The following is a 24,648-nucleotide window of genomic DNA, read 5'->3' on the forward strand; positions in this document are numbered from 1 at the left end:
GAAAAGGTGCTATTCCGCAAAAAACAGTGAACTGACAGGAGGAAAGGTCTGATTTTCGATTAAGTCGGTGTTTTTTGAACCTCAGACAGCGAGGCCGTTAAAAACGGCTGCTTACTTCAGACCTTCCTTCGCTTATGGGTTGAACTGCCAAGATTTTCCTAGGCGATGAGTGAGTAATTGCATAGTCAGCAAGTAGTAATATCGAGTCGATTCAGTGCGATCGTTTAAGTGGTGATTCAAAAACCACTCGAGGTGTTTTCTCTGCCAAGTCCATGGATTATTGCGTTGCCAGCGCTCAGCTATTGCTGTTTGGATAGTTCTCGCCTGACGAAGGTGACGCTGACGTGTGGCATGCGATCCGCTCAGCACACCTTCCAGAAAAATCTCCATATCGAACTGCTTGCTCATGCTCGCCCGCCAATGTACGCAGATACCACGTCTATACGGCCGTGTCCGAGTTCATAGCTAATTAGCTTCCGTGCCTGCTGATCCAGGTGCGGGTCGAAGTGGAAGCAATGGCCTCCGTTGATGGGGGCGGGATGGTGGGTGATTTGCTCATAGCGTTCGCACGCATAGGCTGCCCGCAATTCGTGGAAGCCTTTGAGGTTGTACTGATGGAGTAGATCCCGTGCAGGACGGACGATTTTCTGTTGGAGGTCGACGTAGATTTCGCTCTGTGCAAGTAGGTTGCGGCTACCGTCGGGTGAGACCAGTTCGGCGAATCTCAGTGCCTCGCGAATATGATCATCCGCCCTGATCCAGCGAGGTGCCGAGGCACCTGAGCGGCCCCCCTTGGTGCCATCCTGGATGTTGATCTTGCCGTATTGTTCGGCCTCACGTTTTAGCCGGGGAAGGTCGGCCAAAATGGCCTCACGTAAGCGCATGCCGGTGGCTCGTGCTAATTGAGTGATGGCCGCGGCACGCGGCTGCTGGTTCGCGCAAAGCACCTCTACGACCCTCTTCACATGTTCGCGGTCTTGGCCTTGCGGCACCGAACGACGAACACTGGTGCGCCGCATTCCCAGCGCCTTACTCGGGTTTGGCACTTTCACATACTGATCACCGCGAAGCGCAGCCATAGTCCGGTTAACGCTGGATAACTGATTTTGCGCAGTGGTGATGGCGAGCTCACCTTGTTCAACGTGGTGACGCAGATATTCGGCATAGTCACGCAGGGTCTGTCGATCAATTTGCCGGGCATCGTTAAACCCCGGCCCATCCTCCGAGCGACACCAGCGCACAAACGCCTGCCAGCGATCACTGTGTGCTTTGACGGTCCCGTAATGCCCACCGCCAAACAGATCTTTCAATGCCTGTGGCCCGGCATAGCTCAACTGCCGACCGTAGCCAAAATTGCGTCCATCTCGCCTGCCCACCAGTGCCATGATCGAACTCCTCTCGAAGCCAAAATTTTTACAACTTTCCCCACGTCATCCCGCCAAGAATGTTGAGTGTTATCAGGGATCAAGGCCCCTGCGACCTGTGAGGGTTGTCCACTAACGCGGGACTGACGGCTCTTTACGACCGGGAGCTTGGGCATTTCATGATCTGGCCTCCTGAACACCGATTCCGGTGGGCGGGTGGAGACTGCATTGGCTGACGAGGCCAATGCCGCGAGATCCTGAAGCAGGTGAAGGCAGGCATGCGATGACCGGGGCATACCTGACTGTCAGTCAGGTGCAGTCCATTCCGTAGGCTGCGGCACCATCATCTGCATCGCTGCTGCTGGTGACTTCGGTGTTTGTCACGCCGATTGTCACGAGGGGGAATGCCGCAAAGCCTTTTACGAGTTGGGCTGCAGCAGCGGTAGGAGCGCCCGTCTCTTTCCGGAAGAAAGAGACGGGCGCAGGTTGGCGCAATGAAATGGCCAAGCGGATAGGTTGCTGCAGGGCAGTTATGAAAGGGTATGAGTTGCCGCAGTGGGCACACTGATAACAGTAGGCATCCATCACATCGCTGTGACCGTGCGAGCCGCCGGACGCTAATCGCACTTTGGGAGAACCACCACTGTGTGGCGTAGCCTTAAAGGTTCTGGCTACCTGGGTTGCTGTCAACGACAGCGCTTTGCCCGTTCTTTTCTACGCCTGTGGATAATTTGGGTCAAGGCTCGAATTTACGGGAATTCTGCAGTTGTGGATGAAATTATCCACCGGTGGAAATCTGTGGTTTTCCACAGACAGTTGCATGGGCTTTAGATTTTTTAAGTGAGGTCCATCCAAGCAGGGCGGCTTTGCAGCCCTGTTTGGATGGACCCGCGTGGAAGGCTGGGCTGTGGAGATCTCACCGACTTACCAGTGCTGGAATACGCCACGGTAGTTTTGCAAGGCGATGATGTTGTCGTCGACCGGGTCGAATTGGTGAGGCGTCACGTGATCACTGAGTCTCCGTTGAGTCTGTCTCGATAGGCAGCTTTTGGAGGTGATCATCTTTGTGTGCATGAGATGCTGTTAGAGGCGGTGCAGAAGGGCGTGCGAGGAACTGATTAACGCGAGTATCAAATTGATCGCGAAGGTTGGCTGTAATGCCTTCTTTGAGGGCGTCGAGATAGTCTGCATACCACTGCATCATGATCCGACGTTGCGGCAGGTAGAGGGCTTGATTGTACTCGCCAGAGATGCCGCCCTCGACGTGAGCCAGCTGGCTTTCGACATGGTCCTTCAGCCAGCCATGTTCGCGCAGCAGCGTGCTTGCGGTATGACGAGTGCCATGGCTGACGAGTCGTCCTTTATAGCCGATCTTGGCGAACACTAGGTTGATCGTGTTTTCACTGATGACTGGCTGCTTTTCACCATTGCCTGGGAATAGATACCGACTGCGGCCAGTGCTTTGGTTCAGTTTGGTAAGCATGGCGATCAATTGATGAGGTAGAGGGCTGACGTAGTCTCTGCGCATCTTCATGCGGGCGGCCGGGATGGTCCATATCCCTTCCTCAAAATCGATTTCCTCCCATTTTGCGTAGCGAACCATGCCGGGGCGGCTCGCCGTCAGAATTGTCATCCATGATGCAATCCTCGCTGGTAGCCGGCTGGTGGTCTTGCTTAAGGCCCGGAGAAACTCAGGTAGTTCGTGTTCGTGCAGATGTGGGTAGTGTTGAGTGGGCGGTGGCGCTATCGCAATGGCATGGAGTTCGGAGGCTGGATTGTGTTCGCACAGGCCGCGTGCAATGGCTTGACTGAAAATCTGTTTCAGCCAGGTCCGGGTCTTGTCCGCAACATTGAAGGCGCCTCGTTTTTCGATGCAGGCCTGCAGTTTTGCGCAGTCGCTTCGCGTGATGAGCTCCAGTTGCTTCTCGCCGAGAGCGGGCAGTAGATCCTTATCGAGATAGTCGCGGATCTTCTTCAGCGTCGCGCTGCTGCGGCCGGAGTCCGATTTGAATTGGTACCAGTACTCCGCGGCTCGCCTGAAGGTGTTGAGCCCGGCCTCCTGCTGTCGCAGTTTGTCATCGCGGCGTTTGGCGCCGGGGTTGGTGCCTTGCTTGAGTAGGTTGCGGCATTCTGCAGCTCGTTCACGGGCTTCCTGCAAGGAGATATACGGATACACGCCCAGTGACATGCGCGCCGCCCGCCCCTGATAGGTGTACCGGAAGTGCCAATACTTGCTGCCGTTGGGTTTCACCAGCAAGGCAAGACCCGAACTATCACTCAACGTGAACGGTCTGTCGGCAGGCTTGGATGCTTTGATTTGCAAGACGGTCAATGGCATCGCTGTACACCTCCGGTTCTCGAACTGGAATATGTACAGAAAATGTACCAAAAAGAGGTTGGCTTGCAAGAGATGGGGGTGGAACCCCAGAGACCAAAAAGCCCGCAGTTAGCGGGCTCTAGGGGTGTTACGTAGACGCTGGTAGTCGTCTATGTACTGCAAATGGTGCCCCGAGGGAGACTCGAACTCCCACTCCTTTCGAAAACGGATTTTGAATCCGCCGCGTCTACCAATTCCGCCATCAGGGCTCAATGGCGGCGAAGTATAGAGACGTGATTACCGTTGGTCAATCACGTTTCATGGTCTATTTTCACTATTTCCGCTAGACTTCCCGGCCCTGCTAGACGAACCCCATCATGCGCGTTGCTGACTTTACTTTTGAACTGCCGGATTCGCTGATCGCTCGCCACCCTTTGGCCGAGCGTCGCGCCAGCCGACTGTTGACCCTGGACGGGGTCAACGGTGCCCTTGCACACCGTCAATTTACTGATTTGCTTGAGCATTTACGCCCAGGCGACTTGATGGTCTTCAACAATACCCGGGTGATTCCGGCGCGGCTGTTTGGCCAGAAGGCTTCCGGCGGCAAGCTGGAAATCCTCGTGGAACGGGTGCTGGACAGCCATCGTGTGCTGGCCCATGTGCGCTCCAGCAAGTCGCCGAAACCGGGGTCGAGCATTCTGATTGATGGCGGTGGCGAGGCCGAGATGGTGGCGCGCCATGACGCGCTGTTCGAACTCAAGTTTGCCGAAGAAGTGTTGCCGCTGCTGGAGCGTGTCGGCCATATGCCGTTGCCTCCTTATATAGACCGCCCCGACGAAGATTCGGACCGCGAGCGCTATCAGACGGTTTACTCCGAGCGCCTCGGCGCCGTCGCCGCACCGACGGCTGGGCTGCATTTTGACCAGCCGCTGCTGGAGGCGATTGCCGCCAAGGGTGTCGAGACGGCCTATGTGACCCTGCACGTGGGGGCCGGGACGTTTCAGCCGGTGCGTGTGGAGAACATCGAAGATCACCATATGCACAGCGAATGGCTGGAAGTCAGCCAGGCCGTGGTGGACGCGGTCAACGCGTGCAAGGCGCGTGGCGGGCGGGTGGTCGCGGTGGGCACCACCAGCGTGCGTTCCCTGGAGAGTGCCGCGCGCGATGGCGTGCTCAAGCCGTTCAGTGGCGACACCGATATCTTTATCTACCCAGGCCGGCCGTTCCATGTGGTCGATTGCCTGGTCACCAACTTCCATTTGCCGGAATCCACGCTGTTGATGCTGGTGTCGGCATTTGCCGGTTACCCCGAGACCATGGCCGCCTATCAGGCCGCCATCGATAATGGGTACCGTTTTTTCAGCTACGGTGATGCGATGTTTATCACCCGTAATCCGGCGCCGCGCGGCCCAGAGGAACAACTATGAGTCGTATGTCGTTTGAATTGTTGGCTACTGACGGTAAAGCCCGTCGCGGCCGCCTGACCTTCCCCCGTGGCACCGTGGAGACCCCGGCGTTCATGCCGGTCGGCACCTACGGCACGGTCAAGGGCATGCTGCCGCGTGACATCGTCGCCACCGGCGCCGAGATCATCCTCGGCAATACCTTCCACCTGTGGCTGCGCCCGGGCACCGAAGTGATCAAGAAGCATGGCGACCTGCATGACTTCATGAAGTGGCAAGGCCCGATCCTCACCGACTCCGGTGGATTCCAGGTGTTCAGCCTGGGCGCCATGCGCAAGATCAAGGAGGAGGGCGTGACCTTCGCCTCGCCGGTGGACGGTTCCAAGGTGTTCATGGGCCCGGAAGAGTCGATGCAGGTCCAGCGTGACCTGGGCTCAGACATCGTGATGATTTTTGACGAGTGCACGCCGTACCCGGCCGATGAAGACGTGGCGCGGATCTCCATGGAGCTGTCGTTGCGTTGGGCCCAGCGTTCGAAGAATGCCCACGGCGACAACACTGCCGCGTTGTTCGGCATCGTCCAGGGCGGCATGCACGAAAGCCTGCGCAAGCGCTCGCTCGAAGGCCTGGACAAGATCGGCTTCGATGGCCTGGCCATTGGCGGCCTGTCGGTGGGCGAGCCCAAGCACGAAATGATCAAGGTGCTGGACTACCTGCCAGGCCTGATGCCTTCTGACAAACCTCGTTACCTTATGGGCGTTGGCAAACCAGAAGATCTCGTAGAGGGTGTGCGCCGCGGTGTGGACATGTTCGATTGCGTGATGCCAACCCGTAATGCCCGCAATGGGCATCTGTTCATTGATACAGGCGTGCTGAAGATCCGTAACGCGTTCCATCGCCATGATGATTCGCCGCTGGATCCCACCTGTGATTGCTACACCTGCCAGAACTTCTCCCGTGCTTATCTGCACCATCTGGACAAATGCGGGGAAATGCTGGGTAGCATGTTGAATACCATCCACAATTTGCGTCACTACCAAGTCCTGATGGCTGGTTTGCGCGAGGCTATTCAACAGGGTACATTGGCCGCCTTTGTCGATGCCTTCTATGCCAAGCGCGGGCTGCCTGTGCCGCCCTTGGACTGAGTTTCCCGACCCTAAGATTCACTATTTGCAACTGGAGTGCTAAATGAGCTTTTTTATCTCTAACGCTATGGCTGACGCCGCTGCACCGGCCGCTGCCGGTCCTATGGGCGGTGGTTTCGAGTGGATTTTCCTGGTCGGCTTCCTGGTCATCTTCTACCTGATGATCTGGCGTCCACAGGCCAAGCGCGCCAAAGAGCAGAAAAACCTGCTGGGCAGCCTGCAAAAAGGCGACGAAGTGGTCACCACCGGCGGTATCGCTGGCAAGATCACCAAGGTTTCCGATGCTTTCGTGGTACTGGAAGTCTCCGACACCGTTGAAATGAAGTTCCAGAAAGGCGCCATCGCCGCCACGCTGCCAAAAGGCACGCTCAAAGCGATCTGAGTAACAACTTTTACCAATCGACGGGGCGCGCAAGGCGCCCCGCGTCATAAGCGGGCGGCGTGATGCTGAACAAATACCCTCTGTGGAAATACGTACTGATCCTGGCGGTGCTGGCGATCGGTTTTATTTATTCCGCTCCCAATCTCTATCCAGATGACCCGGCGATCCAGATCAGCGGCGCTAGCACGTCGTTGCAAGTGACCGATGCCGACCTCGAGCGCGCGAGCAAGGCGCTTACCGAAGCCGGCTTGACGGTCAAGGCTTCCAGCCTGACGCCCAACGGCAAGGGCGGTTTGTTGCGCCTGGCCAAGCAAGAAGACCAATTGCCGGCCAAGGATGTTGTGCGCAAGGTATTGGGTGATGACTATGTAGTCGCACTGAACCTGGCACAAACCACTCCGCAATGGCTGCGCAGCCTCGGCGCGCACCCGATGAAGCTGGGCCTGGACTTGTCCGGTGGTGTGCACTTCCTGTTGGAAGTGGACATGGACAAAGCCCTCGATGCACGCATGAAAGTCTACGAAGGCGATGTGAAGAGCCTGCTGCGCAAAGAGCGCCTGCGTTATCGCAGCCTGCCGCAGCTCAACGGTGCCATCCAGCTGGGCTTTGCTGACGAAGCCACCCGTGAACAGGCACGCGCCCTGGTTCGCAAAAGCTTTAACGATTTCGACATTGTTCCTGCCGACCTCAATGGTCAGCCGGTGCTGCGTCTGGCGATGACCCCGGCCAAGCTGGCGGAAATCCGTGAATACTCCATCAAGCAGAACTTGACCACGGTACGTAACCGCGTCAACGAGCTGGGTGTGGCCGAGCCTCTGGTCCAGCGCCAGGGCGCCAACCGCATCGTGGTTGAGCTGCCAGGCGTGCAGGACACCGCTGAAGCCAAGCGGATTCTCGGCAAGACCGCCAACCTTGAGTTCCGTCTGGCTGCCGAGCCGGGTGCTTCCAAGGCTACTTCCGAAATGTTCGAGTTCCGCGAGGGCAATCGCCCAGCAGCGCAGATCGAGCGTGGCCTGATCATCACCGGTGACCAGGTGACGGATGCCAAGGCTGGTTTTGGCGAGCACGGCACGCCTGAAGTGAACATCCGCCTGGATGGTCATGGTGGCGAACTGATGAGCCGCGCCACCCGCAGCAACGTCGGTCGCAGCATGGCGGTGATCTTCATCGAGCAACGCCCGGTGACCACCTACACCAAGCAGATGGTCAATGGCGTCGAGAAAGACGTAGCCGTACAGACCTTCAAGGAAGAGAAGAAGATCATCAGCCTGGCGACCATCCAGTCGCCGTTGGGTGCTCAATTCCGTATCACCGGCCTGAACGGCCAGGGTGAGTCCTCCGAGCTGGCATTGCTGCTGCGTGCCGGTGGCCTGGCGGCACCGATGTACTTCGCCGAGGAGCGCACCATTGGTCCGAGCCTGGGTGCTGACAACATCACCAAGGGTATCGACGCCTCCCTGTGGGGCATGCTGTTCGTTTCGCTGTTCATCATCGCCATCTATCGCTTCTTCGGCATCATTGCCACGGTTGCGCTGGCAGTGAACATGGTGCTGCTGCTGGCCTTGATGTCGCTGCTGGGGGCTACACTGACCCTGCCGGGTATCGCCGGTATCGTACTCACCATGGGTATGGCGGTGGACGCCAACGTGCTGATCTTCTCGCGGATTCGTGAAGAGATCGCGGCGGGCATGAGCGTGCAACGGGCAATCAACGAAGGTTTCGGCCGGGCATTTACCGCGATTCTCGACTCCAACCTGACCACATTGCTGGTCGGCGGGATTCTCTTTGCCATGGGCACCGGCCCGGTCAAGGGTTTTGCGGTGACCATGTCCCTCGGTATCTTTACCTCGATGTTCACGGCCATCATGGTGACCCGCGCAATGGTCAACCTGATCTTTGGCGGGCGTGACTTCAAGAAGTTGTGGATTTAAGGGGCTGCCATGTTACGTACAATCAACTTCATGGGCGTTCGCAACGTTGCGTTCGGCGTCACTGTGCTCCTTACCGTCCTGGCGTTGTTCAGCTGGTTCCATAAGGGCCTGAACTACGGTCTGGACTTCACTGGCGGTACGCTCATCGAGCTGACCTACGAGAAGCCGGCCGATGTCACCAAGGTGCGTACCCAACTGAACGAGGCCGGTTACCACGAGGCGATCGTGCAGAGCTTTGGTGCGACCACCGACCTGCTGGTGCGGATGCCGGGTGAAGACCCGCAACTGGGCCACCAGGTGGCCGAGGCCTTGCTCAAGGTCGGTGGCGATAACCCGGCTTCGGTCAAGCGCGTCGAGTTCGTCGGCCCGCAGGTAGGTGAAGAGCTGCGCGACCAGGGCGGCCTCGGCATGCTGATGGCGCTGGCCGGCATCATGGTCTACCTGGCGTTCCGCTTTCAGTGGAAGTTCGGCGTCGGGGCCATTGTCTCGCTGATTCACGACGTGATCGTGACCGTGGGTATCCTGGCGTACTTCCAGATCACCTTCGATTTGACGGTATTGGCGGCGGTGCTGGCGATCATTGGTTACTCCCTCAACGACACCATCGTGGTATTCGACCGGGTTCGCGAGAACTTCCGGGTACTGCGTAAGGCGACGTTGATCGAGAACATCAACATCTCCACCACCCAGACCCTGTTGCGCACCATGGCGACGTCGATTTCCACTTTGCTGGCGATTGCCGCGCTGATGATCTTCGGTGGCGACAACCTGTGGGGCTTCTCCCTGGCGCTGTTTATCGGCGTCCTGGCGGGTACCTACTCGTCGATCTACATCGCCAACGTGGTGCTGATCTGGCTGAACCTCAACAGCGAAGACCTGATTCCTCCTGTTGCGACCGACAAGGAGGTCGACGACCGCCCTTGATGGGTGTTTGTTGATCTACTGTTGCAAAGAAGGCGCGAGTATTGAACTCGCGCCTTTTTTTTTGCTCCAAGGCTGGGTATAGCGCGGACGTTTCAGTCCGCTTGTGATGGTCAGGAGGTTCACGTGAACAAGTCGTTACTGGTTGGTGCGGTATTGGGTGCTGTCGGTGTGACTGCCGGGGGTGCTGTTGCCACCTACAGCCTGGTAAAAAGCGGCCCTGAGTATGCGCAAGTGCTGGCGGTGCAGCCGGTCAAGACCCAGATCAAAACTCCCCGTGAGGTCTGCAAGGACGTCACCGTGACCCGGCAGCGTCCGGTGCAGGATCAGCATCAAATCGCCGGCACGGTGGTCGGCGCCCTGGCAGGCGGCCTGCTGGGTAACCAGATCGGCGGCGGTACTGGCAAGAAGATTGCCACCGTAGCTGGCGCAGTGGGTGGCGGTTATGCCGGTAACAAGGTTCAGGAGGGCATGCAGAACCGTGATACCTACACCACCACGCAAACTCGCTGTAACACCGTCAACGACATCAGCGACAAGGTGGTCGGGTATGACGTGCGTTACAACCTGGATGGCAAGGAAGGATCGGTGCGCATGGAGCGTGATCCGGGTAGCCAGATTCCAGTGGATAAAGAGGGTCGCCTGATCCTCGGCCAGAATCAGCAGTAACCGACATATCCTGTAGGAGCCGGCTTGCCGGCGATAGCGGCGGGTCAGTATTAAGCAAGTTGGCTGGCCAACCGCTATCGCAGGCAAACCAGCTCCCACAGTGGGGTCAGTGGGCATTGGTTCTTGGTCAAATCCCGGGCATAAAAAAAGCACCCCTAAGGGTGCTTTTTTGTGCTCGCTCGCTTAGCGCTTCAGCGAAGCCGGCAGGTGCGGCTGGATCGCCGTCAGGACTGCCTTGAAGCATTTGGTGTTGCCTGCAACCACGTGACCCTTCTCCAGGAAGTCGTGACCACCGGTGAAGTCGCTCACCAGGCCCCCGGCTTCTTGAATCAGCAGGGCGCCTGCAGCCATGTCCCACTCGGACAGGCCCGACTCCCAGAACGCATCAAAACGACCGGCGGCCACATACGCCAGGTCCAGGCTGGCGGCACCGGCGCGGCGGATGCCGGCGGTCTGGCCAACCAGGGCGCGGAACATGCCCAGGTAGTTTTCCAGGTTGTCCATCTGGTCGTCACGGAACGGGAAACCGGTGCCCAGCAGGGCGCCGTCCAGGCTGGTGCGACCGCTGACGCGAAGGCGACGACCGTTCAGTTGGGCGCCACGGCCACGGCTGGCGGTGAATTCTTCCTGGCGAACCGGGTCCAGGACCACGGCGTGCTCCAGGCGGCCACGGTATTTGCAGGCAATGCTTACGGCAAAGTGCGGGATGCCGCGCAGGAAGTTGGTGGTGCCATCCAGTGGGTCGATGATCCACAGGTAGTCTTCGCCTTCGCCGCTACCTTTGTGCAGGCCGGTTTCTTCACCGAGGATGCCGTGGGTAGGGTAGGCCTTGCGCAGGGCGTCGATGATTTTCTGTTCGGCGGCGCGATCCACCTCGGATACATAATCCTTGGCGTCTTTTTCGTCGACCTTGATGGTATCCAGGCGCTCGATGGAGCGGAAGATCAATTCACTGGCGCTGCGGGCGGCGCGCAGCGCGATATTCAGCATGGGCTGCATGGATGTGTCACCTAAGGTTGTTAAAGAAAGCCGAGCATTCTAGCAGAAACTTTCTTCAGGTGAAGGACGACGTTCGCTTTCATGGCATAACCTTAGGCTGTTCTGTAAGATTTGCTCCCCTTTCCCGTGTCCGCGAGCGCCTCCCTTGCTGCAAAACATTCGTGTCGTCCTCGTCAATACCAGTCACCCCGGCAATATCGGCGGGGTGGCGCGGGCCATGAAAAACATGGGGCTGACGCGCCTGGTGCTGGTGGAGCCGCGTGTGTTCCCGCACCACGAAGCCGACGCTCGTGCCTCCGGCGCCAATGACCTCCTGGAAAAAGCCCAGGTCGTCGCCACCCTGGAAGATGCCCTGGTGGGTTGCAATCTGGTGCTTGGCACCAGCGCCCGCGACCGCCGCATCCCCTGGCCGCTGCTCGATCCCCGCGAATGCGGGGCCAAAGTGGTCGAAGAGGCGGCTGGTGGCGCCGAAATCGCCTTGGTGTTTGGTCGTGAAGACTCTGGTCTGACCAATGACGAGCTGCAGCGATGTCATTATCACGTGCACATCCCATCAGACCCCGAATTCAGCTCGCTGAACCTCGGGGCAGCGGTGCAGGTGTTGAGTTATGAAGTGCGCATGGCCTGGCTGGCAGCACAAGGTCAGCCGAGCAAAGTGGAGAAGGACGAGGTTGCATCCACCAAAAGTGGCGAATTGGCCACCATGGATGAGCTGGAGCGGTTCTATGAGCACTTGGAGCAAACCCTGGTGGCCATCGAATTCCTCGATCCGGAAAAACCGAGGCACTTGATGGCGCGCCTGCGAAGGCTTTACGGACGTAGCTCGGTCAGCCGGGCAGAGATGAATATATTGCGTGGCATCCTCACGGAGACCCAGAAAGCGGCCCGTGGCGAGCTTCTGAAGCGGAAGGATTAAAAATGTTCGAGCGTCTGCGAGAAGATATCCAAAGTGTTTTCCATCGTGACCCGGCGGCGCGCAACGCCTTTGAAGTGCTGACCTGCTACCCGGGCATGCACGCGATCTGGATTCACCGCTTGTCCGGCGCCTTGTGGGGCATGGGCTGGAAGTGGTTGGCGCGGCTGGTGTCGAACTTTGGGCGCTGGCTGACCGGGATCGAGATTCATCCGGGGGCCAAGGTCGGTCGTCGCTTCTTCATCGACCATGGCATGGGCATCGTGATTGGTGAGACGGCCGAGATTGGTGATGACGTGACCCTGTACCAGGGCGTGACGCTGGGCGGCACCACCTGGAACAAGGGCAAGCGTCACCCGACCCTTGAAGATGGTGTGGTGGTCGGGGCGGGCGCCAAGGTCCTGGGCCCGTTTACGGTCGGTGCCGGTGCCAAGGTTGGCTCCAATGCCGTGGTCACCAAGGCTGTGCCGCCAGGCGCAACCGTAGTGGGGATTCCGGGGCGGATCATCGTCAAGCCGGAAGTCGGCACTGAGCAGGAGGCCAAGCGTAAGGCCATGGCCGAGAAGATCGGCTTCGACGCTTATGGCGTCAGCGAAGACATGCCGGATCCGGTGGCACGCGCCATTGGCCAGTTGCTCGACCACCTGCAGGCGGTGGACGGCAAGCTGGATGGCATGTGCGGCGCGTTGAAAGATCTGGGTAGTCCTTACTGTGCGAAAGATCTGCCTGAGTTGCGCGAAGAAGACTTCGCCGAGATCAAGGATGAGGCCGGTGCCAGCAAGGCCGGTTAGGTTTTAAGATCGATAAAATCCCCTGTGGGAGCTGGCTTGCCGGTGATAGCGGTCTGCCAGTCACCCCATGGGCGGCTGATCCACCGCCATTGCAGGCTAACCCGCTCACGCATTTGACCTCCGTTGGTCTTGAGGTTTGGCCCTCGCCAGGTTCCTGCTGTTCGATTCCACCCCACCCTGCTATGATTCGCGCGCCCTTTTTACGGGTATTCCTGACTAAAGTACTAGGTCTTATAGTTGACTTAAATACTCGGGAATCGCATACTTGCTCCCATTCTGAAACACCTTGGTACTTGTCCATGAGACTGACTACAAAAGGCCGATACGCGGTGACCGCCATGCTCGATCTGGCCTTGCACGCGCAAAACGGGCCGGTGTCCCTGGCCGATATCTCCGAGCGCCAAGGCATTTCCCTGTCTTATCTTGAGCAACTGTTCGCCAAGTTGCGCCGCAGCAACCTGGTTTCCAGTGTGCGTGGCCCGGGCGGCGGTTATCAATTGTCCCGCGACATGCAGGGCATCCAGGTTGCCCAGGTGATCGATGCGGTCAATGAATCCGTCGATGCCACCAAGTGCCAGGGCCTGGGTGATTGCCATGCCGGCGACACTTGCCTGACGCACCACTTGTGGTGTGACCTGAGCCTGCAGATCCATGAGTTTTTGAGCGGTATCAGCTTGGCTGATCTTGTGACTCGCCGTGAGGTGCAGGAAGTAGCCCAGCGTCAGGACCAGCGCCGATGCAATACCAAGGCGCCGCGTCTGGACAAGATTGAAGCGTCCGCCGTCGAGTGACAGCCGAAGAGCTAACGGCACGCCAGCCAGCCTGATTTAGGAGAAAGTCCATGAAATTGCCGATTTACCTTGATTACTCAGCGACCACCCCGGTTGATCCGCGTGTCGCGCAAAAGATGAGCGAATGCCTGCTGGTTGACGGAAACTTCGGCAACCCGGCGTCCCGTTCCCACGTTTTCGGCTGGAAAGCCGAGGAAGCGGTGGAAAACGCTCGTCGCCAGGTCGCCGACCTGGTCAATGCCGACCCGCGTGAAATCGTCTGGACCTCCGGTGCCACCGAGTCCGACAACCTGGCAATCAAGGGCGCCGCGCATTTCTACGCGACCAAGGGCAAGCACCTGATCACCACCAAGATTGAGCACAAGGCTGTCCTCGACACCATGCGCCAACTGGAGCGTGAAGGTTTCGAGGTGACTTACCTCGAGCCCACCACTGACGGTATCGTCACCCCGGCCATGATCGAAGCCGCGATGCGTGAAGACACCATCCTGGTTTCCGTGATCCACGTGAACAACGAAATCGGCACCATCAACGACATCGCCGCCATTGGCGAGCTGACCCGCTCCAAAGGCGTGTTGCTGCATGTCGATGCTGCCCAGTCTACCGGCAAGGTCGACATTGACCTGTCCAAGCTGAAAGTCGACCTGATGTCGTTCTCGGCCCACAAGACCTACGGCCCTAAAGGCATTGGTGCGCTGTACGTGAGCCGCAAGCCTCGCGTGCGTATCGAAGCCACCATGCACGGTGGCGGTCACGAGCGCGGCATGCGTTCTGGCACCCTGGCGACCCACCAGATCGTCGGCATGGGCGAAGCCTTCCGCGTAGCCAAGGAAGACATGGCTGGCGAAAACGTGCGCATCAAGGCCCTCAGCGATCGCTTCTATAAGCAGGTCGAGAACCTTGAAGAGCTGTACATCAATGGCAGCATGACCGCCCGTGTACCGCACAACCTGAATTTGAGCTTCAACTACGTCGAAGGCGAGTCGCTGATCATGGCGCTCAAGGACCTGGCGGTTTCGTCCGGTTCGGCCTGCACCTCGGCCTCCCTCGAGCCGTCCTACGTCCTGCGTGCCCTGGGCCGCAACGACGAGTTGGCACACAGCTCGATCCGCTTTACGTTCGGCCGTTTCACCACCGAAGAAGAAGTCGACTACGCAGCGCAGAAAGTCTGCGAAGCGGTCACCAAGCTGCGCACCCTGTCGCCGCTGTGGGACATGTACAAAGACGGTGTCGATATTTCCAAGATCGAGTGGGCGGCACACTAAATATAGAAGCCGCCACCCAAGCTCTGTAGGAACGTGGCGGAAAACGCAGGCGTTTTTACAGGGTTCCAGAGCGGCCCTGATGAGTGAGGATTCAGTACCATGGCTTACAGCGAAAAGGTCATCGACCACTACGAAAACCCGCGCAACGTCGGCAAGATGGACGCGGAAGATCCTGATGTGGGCACCGGCATGGTCGGCGCCCCGGCGTGCGGCGACGTCATGCGCCTGCAGATCAAGGTCAACGACGCTGGCGTTATCGAAGACGCCAAGTTCAAGACCTACGGCTGCGGTTCAGCCATCGCCTCCAGTTCCCTGGCGACCGAATGGATGAAAGGCAAGACCCTGGATGAGGCTGTCACTATCAGCAACACCCAGTTGGCTGAAGAGCTGGCCCTGCCGCCCGTGAAAATTCACTGCTCGGTACTTGCAGAGGACGCCATCAAGGCGGCCGTTCGCGACTACAAGCAGAAGAAAGGCTTGATCTAAGCATTTGGCGACGAGTAAGGAGTCAACGATGGCTATCAGCATGACAGAAGCGGCTGCGCGGCACGTGCGACGCTCCCTGGATGGGCGCGGTAAAGGTGAGGGGATTCGTCTGGGTGTGCGCACCACGGGCTGTTCCGGCCTTGCCTATGTGCTGGAGTTCGTCGACGAGGTGGTGGCGGAAGATCAGGTGTTCGAAAGTCACGGCGAGAAAGTGATCATCGACCCGAAAAGCCTGACCTACCTGGACGGCACCGAGCTCGATTTCGTCAAGGAAGGGTTGAACGAAGGCTTCAAGTTCAACAACCCTAACGTGCGCGGTGAATGTGGCTGCGGCGAAAGCTTCAACATCTGAGGCTATTTGTGGGTACTCCTTGTCATTTCGCTTTATTCGAGTTGCAGCCGAGTTTTCGCCTGGACCTCGAGCAGCTTGCCACGCGCTACCGTGAATTGGCGCGCGGGGTGCATCCGGATCGCTTTGCCGACGCTTCCGAGCGTGAGCAGCGCCTGGCGCTGGAGCAGTCAGCCAGCCTCAACGAAGCCTATCAGACGCTCAAAAGCCCCCCCAAGCGCGCGCGTTACCTGCTCGCCATGGGTGGTGGCGAAATGCCGCTGGAAGTCACGGTCCATGACCCTGATTTCCTGATGCAGCAGATGCAATGGCGTGAAGAGCTCGAAGACCTGCAGGACGAGGCCGATCTGGCTGGCGTCGCGGTCTTCAAGCGGCGTCTGAAAGTGGCCCAGGATGCACTCAACGAAAGCTTCGCAGCCTGTTGGGACGATGCAGCGCAACGTGAGCAGGCCGAACGCCTGATGCGGCGCATGCAGTTCCTCGACAAGCTCACTTACGAAGTGCGCCAGCTAGAAGAGCGCCTCGACGATTAACCCAGTGCTGCACAGATTGCACGCCTGATAGACAGATAAGACCTGATTACCATGGCTCTACTGCAGATCGCCGAACCCGGCCAAAGTCCTCAACCGCACCAGCGTCGCCTGGCGGTTGGCATCGACTTGGGTACTACCAATTCACTGGTCGCCGCACTGCGCAGCGGTCTCTCCGAGCCGTTGCCCGATGCTGATGGCCAGGTGATCCTGCCGTCGGCGGTGCGCTATCACGCGGATCGCACCGAAGTGGGCGAGTCCGCTCGACTGGCGGCGTCTACCGACCCGCTCAATACCGTGCTGTCGGTCAAGCGCTTGATGGGTCGTGGGTTGTCCGACGTCAAGCAATTGGGCGACCAACTGCCATATCGCTTTGTCGGCGGCGAATCCCATATGCCGTTCATCGACACTATCCAGGGGCCGAAAAGCCCGGTGGAAGTATCGGCCGATATCCTCAAGGTGCTGCGCCAGCGTGCAGAAACCACCTTGGGCGGTGAATTGGTTGGCGCGGTAATCACTGTTCCTGCCTATTTCGACGATGCTCAGCGTCAAGCCACCAAGGATGCAGCGAAACTCGCTGGCCTCAATGTGTTGCGCCTGCTCAACGAGCCGACTGCGGCCGCCGTGGCATACGGCCTGGACCAGCACGCTGAAGGCCTGGTTGCGATTTACGACCTGGGCGGCGGCACCTTTGATATTTCGATCCTGCGCCTGACCGGCGGTGTGTTTGAAGTGCTGGCTACCGGTGGCGACAGTGCCCTGGGCGGTGATGACTTTGACCACGCCATCGCCGGTTGGATTATCACCAGCGCCGGCTTGTCCGCCGACTTGGATCCTGGCGCCCAGCGCAATCTGCTGCAAACCGCCTGCGCCGCCAAGGAAGCCCTGACCGACGCCGCATCTGTTGAAGTTTCCTACGGCTCCTGGTCGGCCCAACTGACCCGTGACGCCTTCGATGCGCTGATCGAGCCAATGGTTGCCCGCAGCCTGAAAGCCTGTCGTCGTGCGGTACGTGATTCCGGCATTGAGCTGGAAGAAGTGGGTGCGGTGGTCATGGTTGGCGGCTCGACTCGTGTGCCTCGGGTTCGCGAAGCGGTGGCTGAAGCCTTTGGCCGCCAGCCATTGACCGAAATCGATCCGGATCAAGTGGTGGCCATTGGGGCTGCGATCCAGGCCGATACCCTGGCCGGCAACAAGCGTGACGGTGGCGAATTGTTGCTGCTCGACGTGATTCCGTTGTCCCTGGGCCTGGAAACCATGGGTGGCCTGATGGAGAAGGTGATTCCGCGCAACACCACCATTCCCGTCGCCCGCGCCCAGGACTTCACTACTTACAAAGATGGCCAGACGGCCATGATGATCCATGTGCTGCAGGGCGAGCGCGAGCTGATTAGCGACTGCCGCTCCCTGGCGCGTTTTGAATTGCGCGGCATCCCGGCCATGGTCGCGGGTGCGGCGAAGATCCGCGTGACCTTCCAGGTCGACGCCGACGGCCTGCTCAGCGTAGCTGCACGCGAACTGGGTTCGGGCGTTGAGGCCAGCATTCAGGTCAAGCCGTCCTACGGCCTGACTGACGGCGAAATCGCCAAGATGCTCAAGGATTCGTTCCAGTATGCCGGTGACGATAAGGTCGCCCGTGTGTTGCGTGAGCAGCAAGTCGATGCCCAGCGCCTGCTTGAAGCGGTGCAGGGCGCGCTTGAGGCAGACGGTGAGCGCCTGCTGGATGCTGAAGAACGCCTGGTCATCGACCTGCAGATGCAGGAGCTGGCCCAATTGATGAAAGGTACCGATGGCTATGCCATCGAACAACAGACCAAGCGCCTTTCACAAGTAACCGATGCCTTTGCCGCCCGTCGTATGAACCAGACGGTGAAAGCCGCCCTGGCGGGACGCAACCTGAATGAAATCGAGGAATAACTGATGCCGCAGGTCATTTTTCTGCCACACGCCGAGCATTGCCCGGACGGTATGGTCGTGGAGGCTGAGACCGGCAAGTCCATTCTCGAAGTTGCCCACGACAACCACATCGAGATCGAGAGTGCTTGTGGTGGCGTTAACGCCTGTACCACGTGTCACTGCATTATCCGCGAAGGTTTCAATAGCCTTGAAGAGGCCGATGAGCTGGAAGAGGACTATCTTGATAGGGCGTGGGGCCTGGAACCGACGTCGCGTCTGAGCTGTCAGGCCAAGGTGGGAACAGAGGACCTTACCGTCGAAATTCCGAAGTATTCGCTCAACCATGCGGCCGAAGCGCCGCACTGATTCAAGGAAGTGTCATGAGTCTTAAATGGGTTGATGTGCAAGAGATCGCTATTCTGCTGGCCGATGGCCATCCGGATACGGATCCCTATTCCGTGAACTTTGTAGCTTTGCGTGACATGGTCATGGCCTTGCCAGGGTTCGAAGACGAGCGGGATCGCGGCGGTGAAAAGGTTCTTGAAGCTATCCAGACTGCCTGGAAAGAAGAACAGGACTGAAGCCTCCCTCACGCAGTTAGGCAATACCCAAGAACCCGCGTATAATTCGCGGGTTTAATTTTTCGCAAATTACCGTTTCTGGAGTTACACCATGGCTGTTCAACGTACTTTCTCCATCATCAAGCCTGACGCTGTTGCAAAAAACGTCATCGGCGAGATCACCACTCGTTTCGAAAAAGCCGGCCTGAAGGTTGTAGCTTCGAAACTCAAGCAACTGTCCAAGGCTGAAGCTGAAGGCTTCTACGCTGAGCACAGCGCTCGTGGCTTCTTCGGCGACCTGGTTGCCTTCATGATCTCCGGTCCTGTTGTTGTACAGGTTCTGGAAGGCGAAAACGCTATCGCTCTGAACCGTGAGCTGATGGGCGCTACCAACCCTAAAGAAGCTGCTGCCGGCACCATCCGTGCTGACTTCGCTGACTCCATCGACGCCAACGCTGTACACGGTTCGGACTCCGAAGCCGCTGCTGCTCGTGAAATCTCGTACTTCTTCGCAGCTACTGAAGTAACCACTCGCTAAGCATTGGCTTAAAGAGTGAAGGTGAATCCATGACTACATCGACTGTAAAAACCAACCTGCTGGGTCTGACTCAACAGGAAATGGAAAAATTCTTCGACTCAATCGGGGAGAAGCGTTTCCGTGCCGGTCAGGTAATGAAGTGGATTCACCACTTTGGCGTCGACGATTTCGACGCCATGACGAACGTCAGCAAGGCCCTGCGCGACAAGCTCAAGGCGATTGCCGAGGTTCGTGGTCCCGAGGTTGTCAGCGAGGACATCTCCAGCGATGGCACCCGTAAGTGGGTGGTGCGCGTGGCGTCCGGCAGTTGCGTCGAGACCGTCTACATTCCCCAGGGCAAACGCGGCACCTTGTGCGTTTCGTCCCAGGCAGGCTGTGCCCTGGACTGCAGTTTCTGCTCCACTGGCAAGCAAGGCTTCAATAGCAACCTCACCGCCGCCGAAGTCATCGGCCAGGTGTGGATTGCCAACAAATCCTTTGGCAGCGTACCGGCAACCGTCGACCGTGCCATCACCAACGTGGTGATGATGGGCATGGGTGAGCCGCTGCTGAACTTCGACAACGTGATTGCGGCCATGCATCTGATGATGGACGACCTGGGCTACGGCATTTCCAAGCGCCGTGTGACCCTGTCGACCTCCGGCGTGGTCCCGATGATCGATGAGCTGGCCAAGCACATCGACGTCTCCCTGGCGTTGTCGCTGCATGCACCCAATGACGCATTGCGTAACCAATTGGTGCCGATCAACAAGAAGTATCCGCTTAAGATGCTCCTCGAATCTTGCCAGCGTTATATGGCGACCTTGGGCGAGAAGCGCGTGCTGACTATTGAGTACACCATGCTCAAGGACATCAACGACAAGGTCGAACACGCGGTCGAGATGATCGAGCTGCTTAAGAACACCCCGTGCAAGATCAACCTGATTCCGTTCAACCCGTTTCCCCATTCTGGCTACGAGCGGCCGAGCAACAACGCCATTCGTCGTTTCCAGGATCAACTGCACCAGGCAGGCTACAACGTCACTGTGCGCACCACCCGTGGTGAAGACATCGACGCCGCCTGTGGTCAATTGGTAGGACAGGTGCTGGATCGCACCCGTCGTAGCGAGCGTTATATCGCCGTGCGCGAGTTGAGCGCCGACAGCGATCTGGCGCAGAACGCCGCGACAAGAACCTGAGAGAGGAACTCTATGCCCCTGCGCCTTGCGCTGCTTTTGCTTGTTGCCAGCCTCTCGGTTGGCTGTGTTTCATCGGGCTCTGACAGCCCGCTGCAAACTGGCAAGGGCCGTGACGAAGCGCGTGCTGCCTATGTGCAGCTGGGGTTGGGTTACTTGCGCCAGGGCTTGAGCGAGCAGGCCAAGGTGCCGCTGCAAAAGGCCCTGGCCCTCGATAATCAGGATGCCGACGCCAATGCGGCGCTAGCGCTGGTGTTCCAGGCCCAGGCCGAGCCCGAGCTGGCCGACCAGTATTTCCAGAAGGCCCTGGCGGTTCGCCCCCATGATCCGCGCCTGCTTAACAACTACGGCAGCTTCCTGTTTCAGCAGGAGCGTTATAAGCACGCGGCCGGTTATTTCCAGCAAGCAGCTACTGATACCCTATATCCTGAGCGTTCGCGGGTTTTCGAAAACCTGGGAGTGACCTCCATGCGCCTTGGCCAACGTGAAGACGCCCGCCGGCAACTGGAAAAAGCCCTGCACCTGAACCAGCGCCAGCCACGGGCCTTGCTTGAAATGGCCCAGTTGTCGTTTGAAGACAGGCATTATGTGCCGGCACGTGACTATTACGAGCGTTTTAGCCTGCTCAGTGGGCAAAATGCACGTAGTCTATTGCTTGGTGTGCGCCTGGCCACAGTTCATGAAGAGCGCGACAAGGCCGCACGTTTTGGCCAGCAACTAGAACGACTCTATCCCGGTACGCCGGAATATCAGCAATACCTGTCGGAGCAATGATGAAAGCCGCGCACCCGGAAGTTGTAGCCGCTAATCGCGTAAACCCAGGCGAGACCTTGCGTCAGGCCCGCGAAAGCAATGGTTGGTCGCTCGAAGAAGTGGCCCTCAAGCTCAATTTGACCACCACTTCCCTGGGCAACCTGGAAAACGGCGCGTTCGACAAACTGCCCGGGCATACCTTTGCCCGCGGTTATATCCGTGCCTACGCCAAGCTGCTGGGCACCGACCAGGCCATTCTGGTCCAGCAATTCGACCAGTTCACCGGTACCGATTCCCAGGGCAGCAACGTACACGGTCTTGGTCGTATTGAAGAGCCCGTGCGTGTTTCCCACACGATTTTGCGAATTGTCAGCCTTTTGTTGCTGATTGCGGTGATCGGTGGTGGTTTTGTCTGGTGGCAGGACCAGACCTCGCTGCGCAGCAAGGACTTGATCAGCAACGCTATGGAGCACGTCGAAGTCGAAAGCGCCGACGGCACCACCCAGATTCATCCCCTGGACGAGCCGGAAGACCAGGCTGTCGCCCAGGGCGAGGCCACGGCTGAAACCAATCTTGACCTGCAAGCAGGCCAACCGCCTGCCGAAGCCGGCACCGAGTCGGCCCCGGCCGTCGTTGCAGCCGCTCCAGCCGCGCCCGCAAGCCAGGTTCCGGCCACTGCGGCCCAGGCCCCCGTTGTGCCGGCACCGGTCGCACCCGTCGTACCAACGGTCGCCGCACCTGCCGCCCAGGCGCCTGCCAGCGTGGCGGGCGATGGCCGTCTCCAGATTACCTACGTCGCTGACTGCTGGACACAAGTCACCGATGGCAATGGCAAGGTCCTGTTCAGTGCTTTGAAGCGTAAGGGAGATACGCTTGATCAGGTCGGCAAGCCTCCTTTGACGCTGCGTCTGGGCTTCGCCCGTGGCGCGCAAGTGGCCTACAACGGCCAGCCTGTGGACGTGGCGCCGTTCACCAGTGGCGAGACCGCTCGCCTGAAGTTGGGACAATAGTCATGCACGGCGAATCTCCAATCAAACGTCGCGTATCGCGCAAGATCTGGGTCGGCTCGGTGCCGGTGGGTGGCGATGCCCCCATTGCCGTACAGAGCATGACCAACAGCGACACCAATGATGTGGCTGCCACAGTGGCCCAGATCAACCGCTTGGAAGCCGCCGGCGTCGATATCGTGCGGGTTTCCGTGCCGGATATGGACGCTGCCGAGGCGTTTGGCCGCATCAAGCAATTGGTCAAGGTGCCACTGGTCGCCGATATCCACTTCGACTACAAGATCGCGTTGCGCGTGGCCGAACTGGGTGTCGACTGCCTACGGATCAACCCGGGCAACATCGGTCGCGAAGACCGCGTGCGTGCCGTGGTCGATGCGGCCCGTGATCGCGGGATCCCGATCCGTATCGGCGTCAACGCCGGTTCCCTGGAAAAAGACCTGCAAAAAAAATATGGCGAGCCTACCCCGGCAGCCCTGGTCGAGTCTGCACTGCGCCACGTCGAGCACCTTGAGCGCCTGAATTTCCAGGACTTCAAGGTCAGCGTAAAGGCTTCCGACGTGTTCATGGCGGTAGAAGCCTACCGCCTGCTGGCCAAGGAAATCGTGCAGCCGTTGCACCTGGGCATCACCGAAGCCGGTGGTTTGCGTTCAGGCACAGTGAAATCTGCGGTGGGTCTCGGTATGCTGCTGGCCGACGGGATTGGCGATACCATTCGCATCTCCCTGGCGGCGGACCCGGTAGAGGAAGTGAAAGTCGGCTACGACATTCTCAAATCCCTGCATTTACGCTCCCGTGGCATCAATTTTATTGCCTGCCCGAGTTGCTCGCGGCAGAACTTCGACGTGGTGAAAACCATGAACGAGTTGGAAGTACGCCTGGAAGACCTGCTGGTGCCGCTGGATGTCGCGGTTATCGGTTGCGTGGTCAACGGGCCGGGTGAGGCCAAGGAGGCGCATGTGGGCCTGACCGGCGGTACCCCGAACCTGATTTACATCGACGGCAAGCCGTCGCAGAAATTGACGAATGATAATCTGGTGGATCAGTTGGAACGGCTGATCCGCGAGAAAGCGGCCGAGAAGGTCGCCTCTGACGCAGCGCTTATCGCTCGCGGCTGATCGAACGAATTTAAGGATTTGATGTGAGCAAGTCTCTGCAAGCCATTCGTGGCATGAACGACATCCTGCCCGAGCAGACGCCCCTGTGGCGCTATTTCGAGAGCACGGTCGCGCGCCTGCTGGATAACTACGGTTACAAGCAGATCCGCATGCCAATCGTCGAGTTCACCGAGCTGTTCAAACGCTCCATCGGTGAAGTGACCGACATCGTCGAAAAAGAGATGTACACCTTCGAAGATCGCAACGGCGACTCCCTGACCCTGCGTCCGGAAGGTACTGCTGCGTGCGTGCGCGCTGTGCTTGAGCATGGCATCACCGGTGGTGGCCAGACCCAGAAGCTGTGGTACATCGGCCCGATGTTCCGCCACGAGCGCCCACAAAAAGGCCGTTATCGCCAATTCCACCAGATCGGTTGCGAAGTCTTCAACCTCGATGGTCCGGACATCGACGCCGAGCTGATCGTGCTGACCTGGCGCCTGTGGGGCCAATTGGGCATCCGCGACGCGGTCAAGCTCGAGCTCAACAGCCTGGGCACCAGTGAGTCCCGTGGCCGTTACCGTGAGGCCCTGGTCGAGTATCTGTCGGCCCACCTGGACAAGCTCGATGAAGACAGCCAGCGTCGCCTGAAGACCAACCCGTTGCGCGTCCTCGATACCAAGAACGCCGACACCCAGGCCGTGCTGGTCGACGCGCCGAAAATGGCCGACTACCTGGATGACGAATCCCGCACCCACTTCGAGGGCCTCAAGGCTCGCCTGGATGCGGCCGGTATTCCCTACGTGATCAACCCCAAGTTGGTGCGCGGCCTCGATTACTACAGCAAGACCGTGTTCGAGTGGGTCACCGACAAGCTCGGCGCCCAGGGCACCGTGTGTGCCGGTGGGCGCTACGACGGCCTGGTCGAGCAGATGGGCGGCAAGCCGACCACGGGCGTGGGTTTTGCCATGGGCATCGAGCGGCTGATCCTGCTGCTGGAAACCCTGGAGCAGATCCCTGAAGAAATTTCCCGTCAGGTGGACGTGTACCTGTGCGCCTTTGGCGAGGCAGCTGAATTGGCTGGCCTGGCCTTGAGCGAACAGCTGCGCGACCAACTGCCGAGCCTGCGCCTGCTGGTCAATGCCGGCGCTGGCAGCTTCAAGAGCCAATTTAAGAAAGCCGACAAGAGCGGCGCGTTGTACGCGCTGATCCTGGGCGACGATGAACTGGCCCAGCAAGTGGTAAGTGTCAAACCCCTGCGTGGCCAGGGCGAACAACAAAGCATTGCCTTTGATGCGCTTGCCGCGCACTTGGCCACCTGCATCGTGCAGGGTTGAAGCTGTCAAACAGCCGAATTTAGCGATTAAGGAGT

General features: G+C 58.8%; 26 protein-coding genes and 1 tRNA gene. 22 read left to right on the forward strand and 5 right to left on the reverse strand.

The genetic code is table 11. The features are described 5' to 3' along the window. Window positions 1-132 precede the first annotated feature (132 nt). The 4 genes from AC19YY_RS17095 to AC19YY_RS17110 all read right to left on the reverse strand — a co-directional run bounded on the left by AC19YY_RS17095 (window position 133) and on the right by AC19YY_RS17110 (window position 3,950). Complete coding sequence (locus AC19YY_RS17095; RefSeq protein ID WP_169906367.1) at window positions 133-408, reverse strand: hypothetical protein; 276 nt, start codon at window positions 406-408, stop codon at window positions 133-135. Then, a complete protein-coding gene (locus AC19YY_RS17100) occupies window positions 405-1,385 on the reverse strand; it encodes an integrase domain-containing protein (RefSeq protein WP_169906369.1) in 981 nt (326 codons plus the stop codon). The genes AC19YY_RS17095 and AC19YY_RS17100 overlap by 4 nt, the downstream gene beginning before the upstream one ends. A 988-nt stretch (window positions 1,386-2,373) precedes the next feature. Next, window positions 2,374-3,702 carry a tyrosine-type recombinase/integrase gene (locus AC19YY_RS17105; RefSeq protein ID WP_142580087.1) on the reverse strand — a complete coding sequence of 443 codons (1,329 nt, stop codon included), beginning with the start codon at window positions 3,700-3,702 and terminating at the stop codon, window positions 2,374-2,376. A gap of 163 nt (window positions 3,703-3,865) precedes the next feature. Next, window positions 3,866-3,950: transfer RNA gene (locus AC19YY_RS17110), tRNA-Leu, on the reverse strand. Between the two features lie 108 nt (window positions 3,951-4,058). Here AC19YY_RS17110 and queA point away from each other — a divergent pair. The 6 genes from queA to AC19YY_RS17140 all read left to right on the forward strand — a co-directional run bounded on the left by queA (window position 4,059) and on the right by AC19YY_RS17140 (window position 10,132). After that, window positions 4,059-5,108, forward strand: coding sequence for a tRNA preQ1(34) S-adenosylmethionine ribosyltransferase-isomerase QueA (gene queA, locus AC19YY_RS17115; RefSeq protein WP_170042975.1), 1,050 nt, complete (start codon window positions 4,059-4,061; stop codon window positions 5,106-5,108). Between the two features lie 5 nt (window positions 5,109-5,113). Continuing rightward, on the forward strand, window positions 5,114-6,229 hold the full coding sequence (tgt, locus tag AC19YY_RS17120) for a tRNA guanosine(34) transglycosylase Tgt (protein WP_032858353.1): 1,116 nt from the start codon (window positions 5,114-5,116) through the stop codon (window positions 6,227-6,229). 43 nt (window positions 6,230-6,272) lie between these two features. Beyond that, window positions 6,273-6,611 (forward strand): preprotein translocase subunit YajC, encoded by a 339-nt coding sequence (yajC, locus tag AC19YY_RS17125; protein ID WP_003175975.1) that lies wholly within the window; start codon window positions 6,273-6,275, stop codon window positions 6,609-6,611. Window positions 6,612-6,673: 62 nt separating this feature from the next. Next, on the forward strand, window positions 6,674-8,542 hold the full coding sequence (gene secD, locus AC19YY_RS17130; protein WP_169956300.1) for a protein translocase subunit SecD: 1,869 nt from the start codon (window positions 6,674-6,676) through the stop codon (window positions 8,540-8,542). A gap of 9 nt (window positions 8,543-8,551) precedes the next feature. Beyond that, a complete protein-coding gene (secF, locus tag AC19YY_RS17135; protein ID WP_169956302.1) occupies window positions 8,552-9,466 on the forward strand; it encodes a protein translocase subunit SecF in 915 nt (304 codons plus the stop codon). Window positions 9,467-9,589: 123 nt separating this feature from the next. Continuing rightward, complete coding sequence (locus tag AC19YY_RS17140) at window positions 9,590-10,132, forward strand: glycine zipper 2TM domain-containing protein (RefSeq protein ID WP_029298576.1); 543 nt, start codon at window positions 9,590-9,592, stop codon at window positions 10,130-10,132. A gap of 183 nt (window positions 10,133-10,315) precedes the next feature. On the opposite strand, the gene suhB is transcribed toward AC19YY_RS17140, so the two are convergent. Next, window positions 10,316-11,131 carry a type III secretion system regulator SuhB gene (gene suhB / locus AC19YY_RS17145; RefSeq protein ID WP_003175971.1) on the reverse strand — a complete coding sequence of 272 codons (816 nt, stop codon included), beginning with the start codon at window positions 11,129-11,131 and terminating at the stop codon, window positions 10,316-10,318. Between the two features lie 145 nt (window positions 11,132-11,276). Here suhB and trmJ point away from each other — a divergent pair, with 145 nt between their 5' ends. The 16 genes from trmJ (at window position 11,277) to hisS (ending at window position 24,613) form a co-directional block, all read left to right on the forward strand. After that, on the forward strand, window positions 11,277-12,047 hold the full coding sequence (trmJ, locus tag AC19YY_RS17150; RefSeq protein WP_169956304.1) for a tRNA (cytosine(32)/uridine(32)-2'-O)-methyltransferase TrmJ: 771 nt from the start codon (window positions 11,277-11,279) through the stop codon (window positions 12,045-12,047). A gap of 2 nt (window positions 12,048-12,049) precedes the next feature. Continuing rightward, window positions 12,050-12,835 carry a serine O-acetyltransferase gene (gene cysE / locus AC19YY_RS17155; RefSeq protein ID WP_500604568.1) on the forward strand — a complete coding sequence of 262 codons (786 nt, stop codon included), beginning with the start codon at window positions 12,050-12,052 and terminating at the stop codon, window positions 12,833-12,835. A gap of 299 nt (window positions 12,836-13,134) precedes the next feature. Next, window positions 13,135-13,626 (forward strand): Fe-S cluster assembly transcriptional regulator IscR, encoded by a 492-nt coding sequence (iscR, locus tag AC19YY_RS17160; RefSeq protein WP_003210305.1) that lies wholly within the window; start codon window positions 13,135-13,137, stop codon window positions 13,624-13,626. Between the two features lie 50 nt (window positions 13,627-13,676). Further along, complete coding sequence (locus AC19YY_RS17165) at window positions 13,677-14,891, forward strand: IscS subfamily cysteine desulfurase (RefSeq protein ID WP_169956307.1); 1,215 nt, start codon at window positions 13,677-13,679, stop codon at window positions 14,889-14,891. Between the two features lie 99 nt (window positions 14,892-14,990). Beyond that, window positions 14,991-15,377 (forward strand): Fe-S cluster assembly scaffold IscU, encoded by a 387-nt coding sequence (iscU, locus tag AC19YY_RS17170; protein ID WP_028617851.1) that lies wholly within the window; start codon window positions 14,991-14,993, stop codon window positions 15,375-15,377. A gap of 28 nt (window positions 15,378-15,405) precedes the next feature. Beyond that, complete coding sequence (gene iscA, locus AC19YY_RS17175; protein WP_010565230.1) at window positions 15,406-15,729, forward strand: iron-sulfur cluster assembly protein IscA; 324 nt, start codon at window positions 15,406-15,408, stop codon at window positions 15,727-15,729. Window positions 15,730-15,737: 8 nt separating this feature from the next. Beyond that, entirely contained in the window at window positions 15,738-16,259 is a 522-nt protein-coding gene (hscB, locus tag AC19YY_RS17180) for a co-chaperone HscB (protein WP_169956309.1), read from the forward strand. A 51-nt stretch (window positions 16,260-16,310) separates the two neighbouring features. Continuing rightward, entirely contained in the window at window positions 16,311-18,173 is a 1,863-nt protein-coding gene (hscA, locus tag AC19YY_RS17185; protein ID WP_170042972.1) for a Fe-S protein assembly chaperone HscA, read from the forward strand. A gap of 3 nt (window positions 18,174-18,176) precedes the next feature. Further along, window positions 18,177-18,518, forward strand: coding sequence for an ISC system 2Fe-2S type ferredoxin (gene fdx, locus AC19YY_RS17190; protein WP_016977666.1), 342 nt, complete (start codon window positions 18,177-18,179; stop codon window positions 18,516-18,518). Between the two features lie 14 nt (window positions 18,519-18,532). After that, the gene (gene iscX / locus AC19YY_RS17195) at window positions 18,533-18,733 is read left to right on the forward strand and encodes a Fe-S cluster assembly protein IscX (protein WP_057437937.1); all 201 of its coding nucleotides are present in this window, start codon (window positions 18,533-18,535) and stop codon (window positions 18,731-18,733) included. A gap of 91 nt (window positions 18,734-18,824) precedes the next feature. Then, on the forward strand, window positions 18,825-19,250 hold the full coding sequence (gene ndk / locus AC19YY_RS17200; protein ID WP_017846179.1) for a nucleoside-diphosphate kinase: 426 nt from the start codon (window positions 18,825-18,827) through the stop codon (window positions 19,248-19,250). A gap of 29 nt (window positions 19,251-19,279) precedes the next feature. Then, window positions 19,280-20,428: a dual-specificity RNA methyltransferase RlmN gene (gene rlmN / locus AC19YY_RS17205; protein WP_169956313.1), complete on the forward strand. Its 1,149-nt coding sequence runs from the start codon at window positions 19,280-19,282 to the stop codon at window positions 20,426-20,428. 12 nt (window positions 20,429-20,440) lie between these two features. Next, complete coding sequence (gene pilW, locus AC19YY_RS17210; protein ID WP_169956315.1) at window positions 20,441-21,199, forward strand: type IV pilus biogenesis/stability protein PilW; 759 nt, start codon at window positions 20,441-20,443, stop codon at window positions 21,197-21,199. Next, window positions 21,199-22,188, forward strand: a complete 990-nt coding sequence (locus tag AC19YY_RS17215; protein ID WP_500604569.1) for a RodZ domain-containing protein — start codon at window positions 21,199-21,201, stop codon at window positions 22,186-22,188. Before pilW ends, AC19YY_RS17215 begins: the two co-directional genes overlap by 1 nt. A 2-nt stretch (window positions 22,189-22,190) precedes the next feature. Beyond that, window positions 22,191-23,300 carry a flavodoxin-dependent (E)-4-hydroxy-3-methylbut-2-enyl-diphosphate synthase gene (gene ispG / locus AC19YY_RS17220; RefSeq protein WP_057437947.1) on the forward strand — a complete coding sequence of 370 codons (1,110 nt, stop codon included), beginning with the start codon at window positions 22,191-22,193 and terminating at the stop codon, window positions 23,298-23,300. Window positions 23,301-23,323: 23 nt separating this feature from the next. Further along, window positions 23,324-24,613, forward strand: a complete 1,290-nt coding sequence (gene hisS / locus AC19YY_RS17225) for a histidine--tRNA ligase (protein WP_099169878.1) — start codon at window positions 23,324-23,326, stop codon at window positions 24,611-24,613. The last annotated feature ends 35 nt before the right edge of the window (window positions 24,614-24,648 follow it).

This window comes from Pseudomonas sp. MF09156 (assembly GCF_059862305.1).

Excerpts from the sequence above, each read along its gene's own strand:
- AC19YY_RS17095 (WP_169906367.1), bottom strand. The coding sequence starts at position 408 with ATGAGCAAGCAGTTCGATATGGAGATTTTTCTGGAAGGTGTGCTGAGC.
- AC19YY_RS17100 (WP_169906369.1), bottom strand. The coding sequence starts at position 1,385 with ATGGCACTGGTGGGCAGGCGAGATGGACGCAATTTTGGCTACGGTCGG.
- AC19YY_RS17105 (WP_142580087.1), bottom strand. The coding sequence starts at position 3,702 with ATGCCATTGACCGTCTTGCAAATCAAAGCATCCAAGCCTGCCGACAGA.
- queA (WP_170042975.1), top strand. The coding sequence starts at position 4,059 with ATGCGCGTTGCTGACTTTACTTTTGAACTGCCGGATTCGCTGATCGCT.
- tgt (WP_032858353.1), top strand. The coding sequence starts at position 5,114 with ATGTCGTTTGAATTGTTGGCTACTGACGGTAAAGCCCGTCGCGGCCGC.
- yajC (WP_003175975.1), top strand. The coding sequence starts at position 6,273 with ATGAGCTTTTTTATCTCTAACGCTATGGCTGACGCCGCTGCACCGGCC.
- secD (WP_169956300.1), top strand. The coding sequence starts at position 6,674 with ATGCTGAACAAATACCCTCTGTGGAAATACGTACTGATCCTGGCGGTG.
- secF (WP_169956302.1), top strand. The coding sequence starts at position 8,552 with ATGTTACGTACAATCAACTTCATGGGCGTTCGCAACGTTGCGTTCGGC.
- suhB (WP_003175971.1), bottom strand. The coding sequence starts at position 11,131 with ATGCAGCCCATGCTGAATATCGCGCTGCGCGCCGCCCGCAGCGCCAGT.
- cysE (WP_500604568.1), top strand. The coding sequence starts at position 12,050 with ATGTTCGAGCGTCTGCGAGAAGATATCCAAAGTGTTTTCCATCGTGAC.
- iscR (WP_003210305.1), top strand. The coding sequence starts at position 13,135 with ATGAGACTGACTACAAAAGGCCGATACGCGGTGACCGCCATGCTCGAT.
- AC19YY_RS17165 (WP_169956307.1), top strand. The coding sequence starts at position 13,677 with ATGAAATTGCCGATTTACCTTGATTACTCAGCGACCACCCCGGTTGAT.
- iscU (WP_028617851.1), top strand. The coding sequence starts at position 14,991 with ATGGCTTACAGCGAAAAGGTCATCGACCACTACGAAAACCCGCGCAAC.
- iscA (WP_010565230.1), top strand. The coding sequence starts at position 15,406 with ATGGCTATCAGCATGACAGAAGCGGCTGCGCGGCACGTGCGACGCTCC.
- hscA (WP_170042972.1), top strand. The coding sequence starts at position 16,311 with ATGGCTCTACTGCAGATCGCCGAACCCGGCCAAAGTCCTCAACCGCAC.
- fdx (WP_016977666.1), top strand. The coding sequence starts at position 18,177 with ATGCCGCAGGTCATTTTTCTGCCACACGCCGAGCATTGCCCGGACGGT.
- iscX (WP_057437937.1), top strand. The coding sequence starts at position 18,533 with ATGAGTCTTAAATGGGTTGATGTGCAAGAGATCGCTATTCTGCTGGCC.
- ndk (WP_017846179.1), top strand. The coding sequence starts at position 18,825 with ATGGCTGTTCAACGTACTTTCTCCATCATCAAGCCTGACGCTGTTGCA.
- rlmN (WP_169956313.1), top strand. The coding sequence starts at position 19,280 with ATGACTACATCGACTGTAAAAACCAACCTGCTGGGTCTGACTCAACAG.
- pilW (WP_169956315.1), top strand. The coding sequence starts at position 20,441 with ATGCCCCTGCGCCTTGCGCTGCTTTTGCTTGTTGCCAGCCTCTCGGTT.
- AC19YY_RS17215 (WP_500604569.1), top strand. The coding sequence starts at position 21,199 with ATGAAAGCCGCGCACCCGGAAGTTGTAGCCGCTAATCGCGTAAACCCA.
- ispG (WP_057437947.1), top strand. The coding sequence starts at position 22,191 with ATGCACGGCGAATCTCCAATCAAACGTCGCGTATCGCGCAAGATCTGG.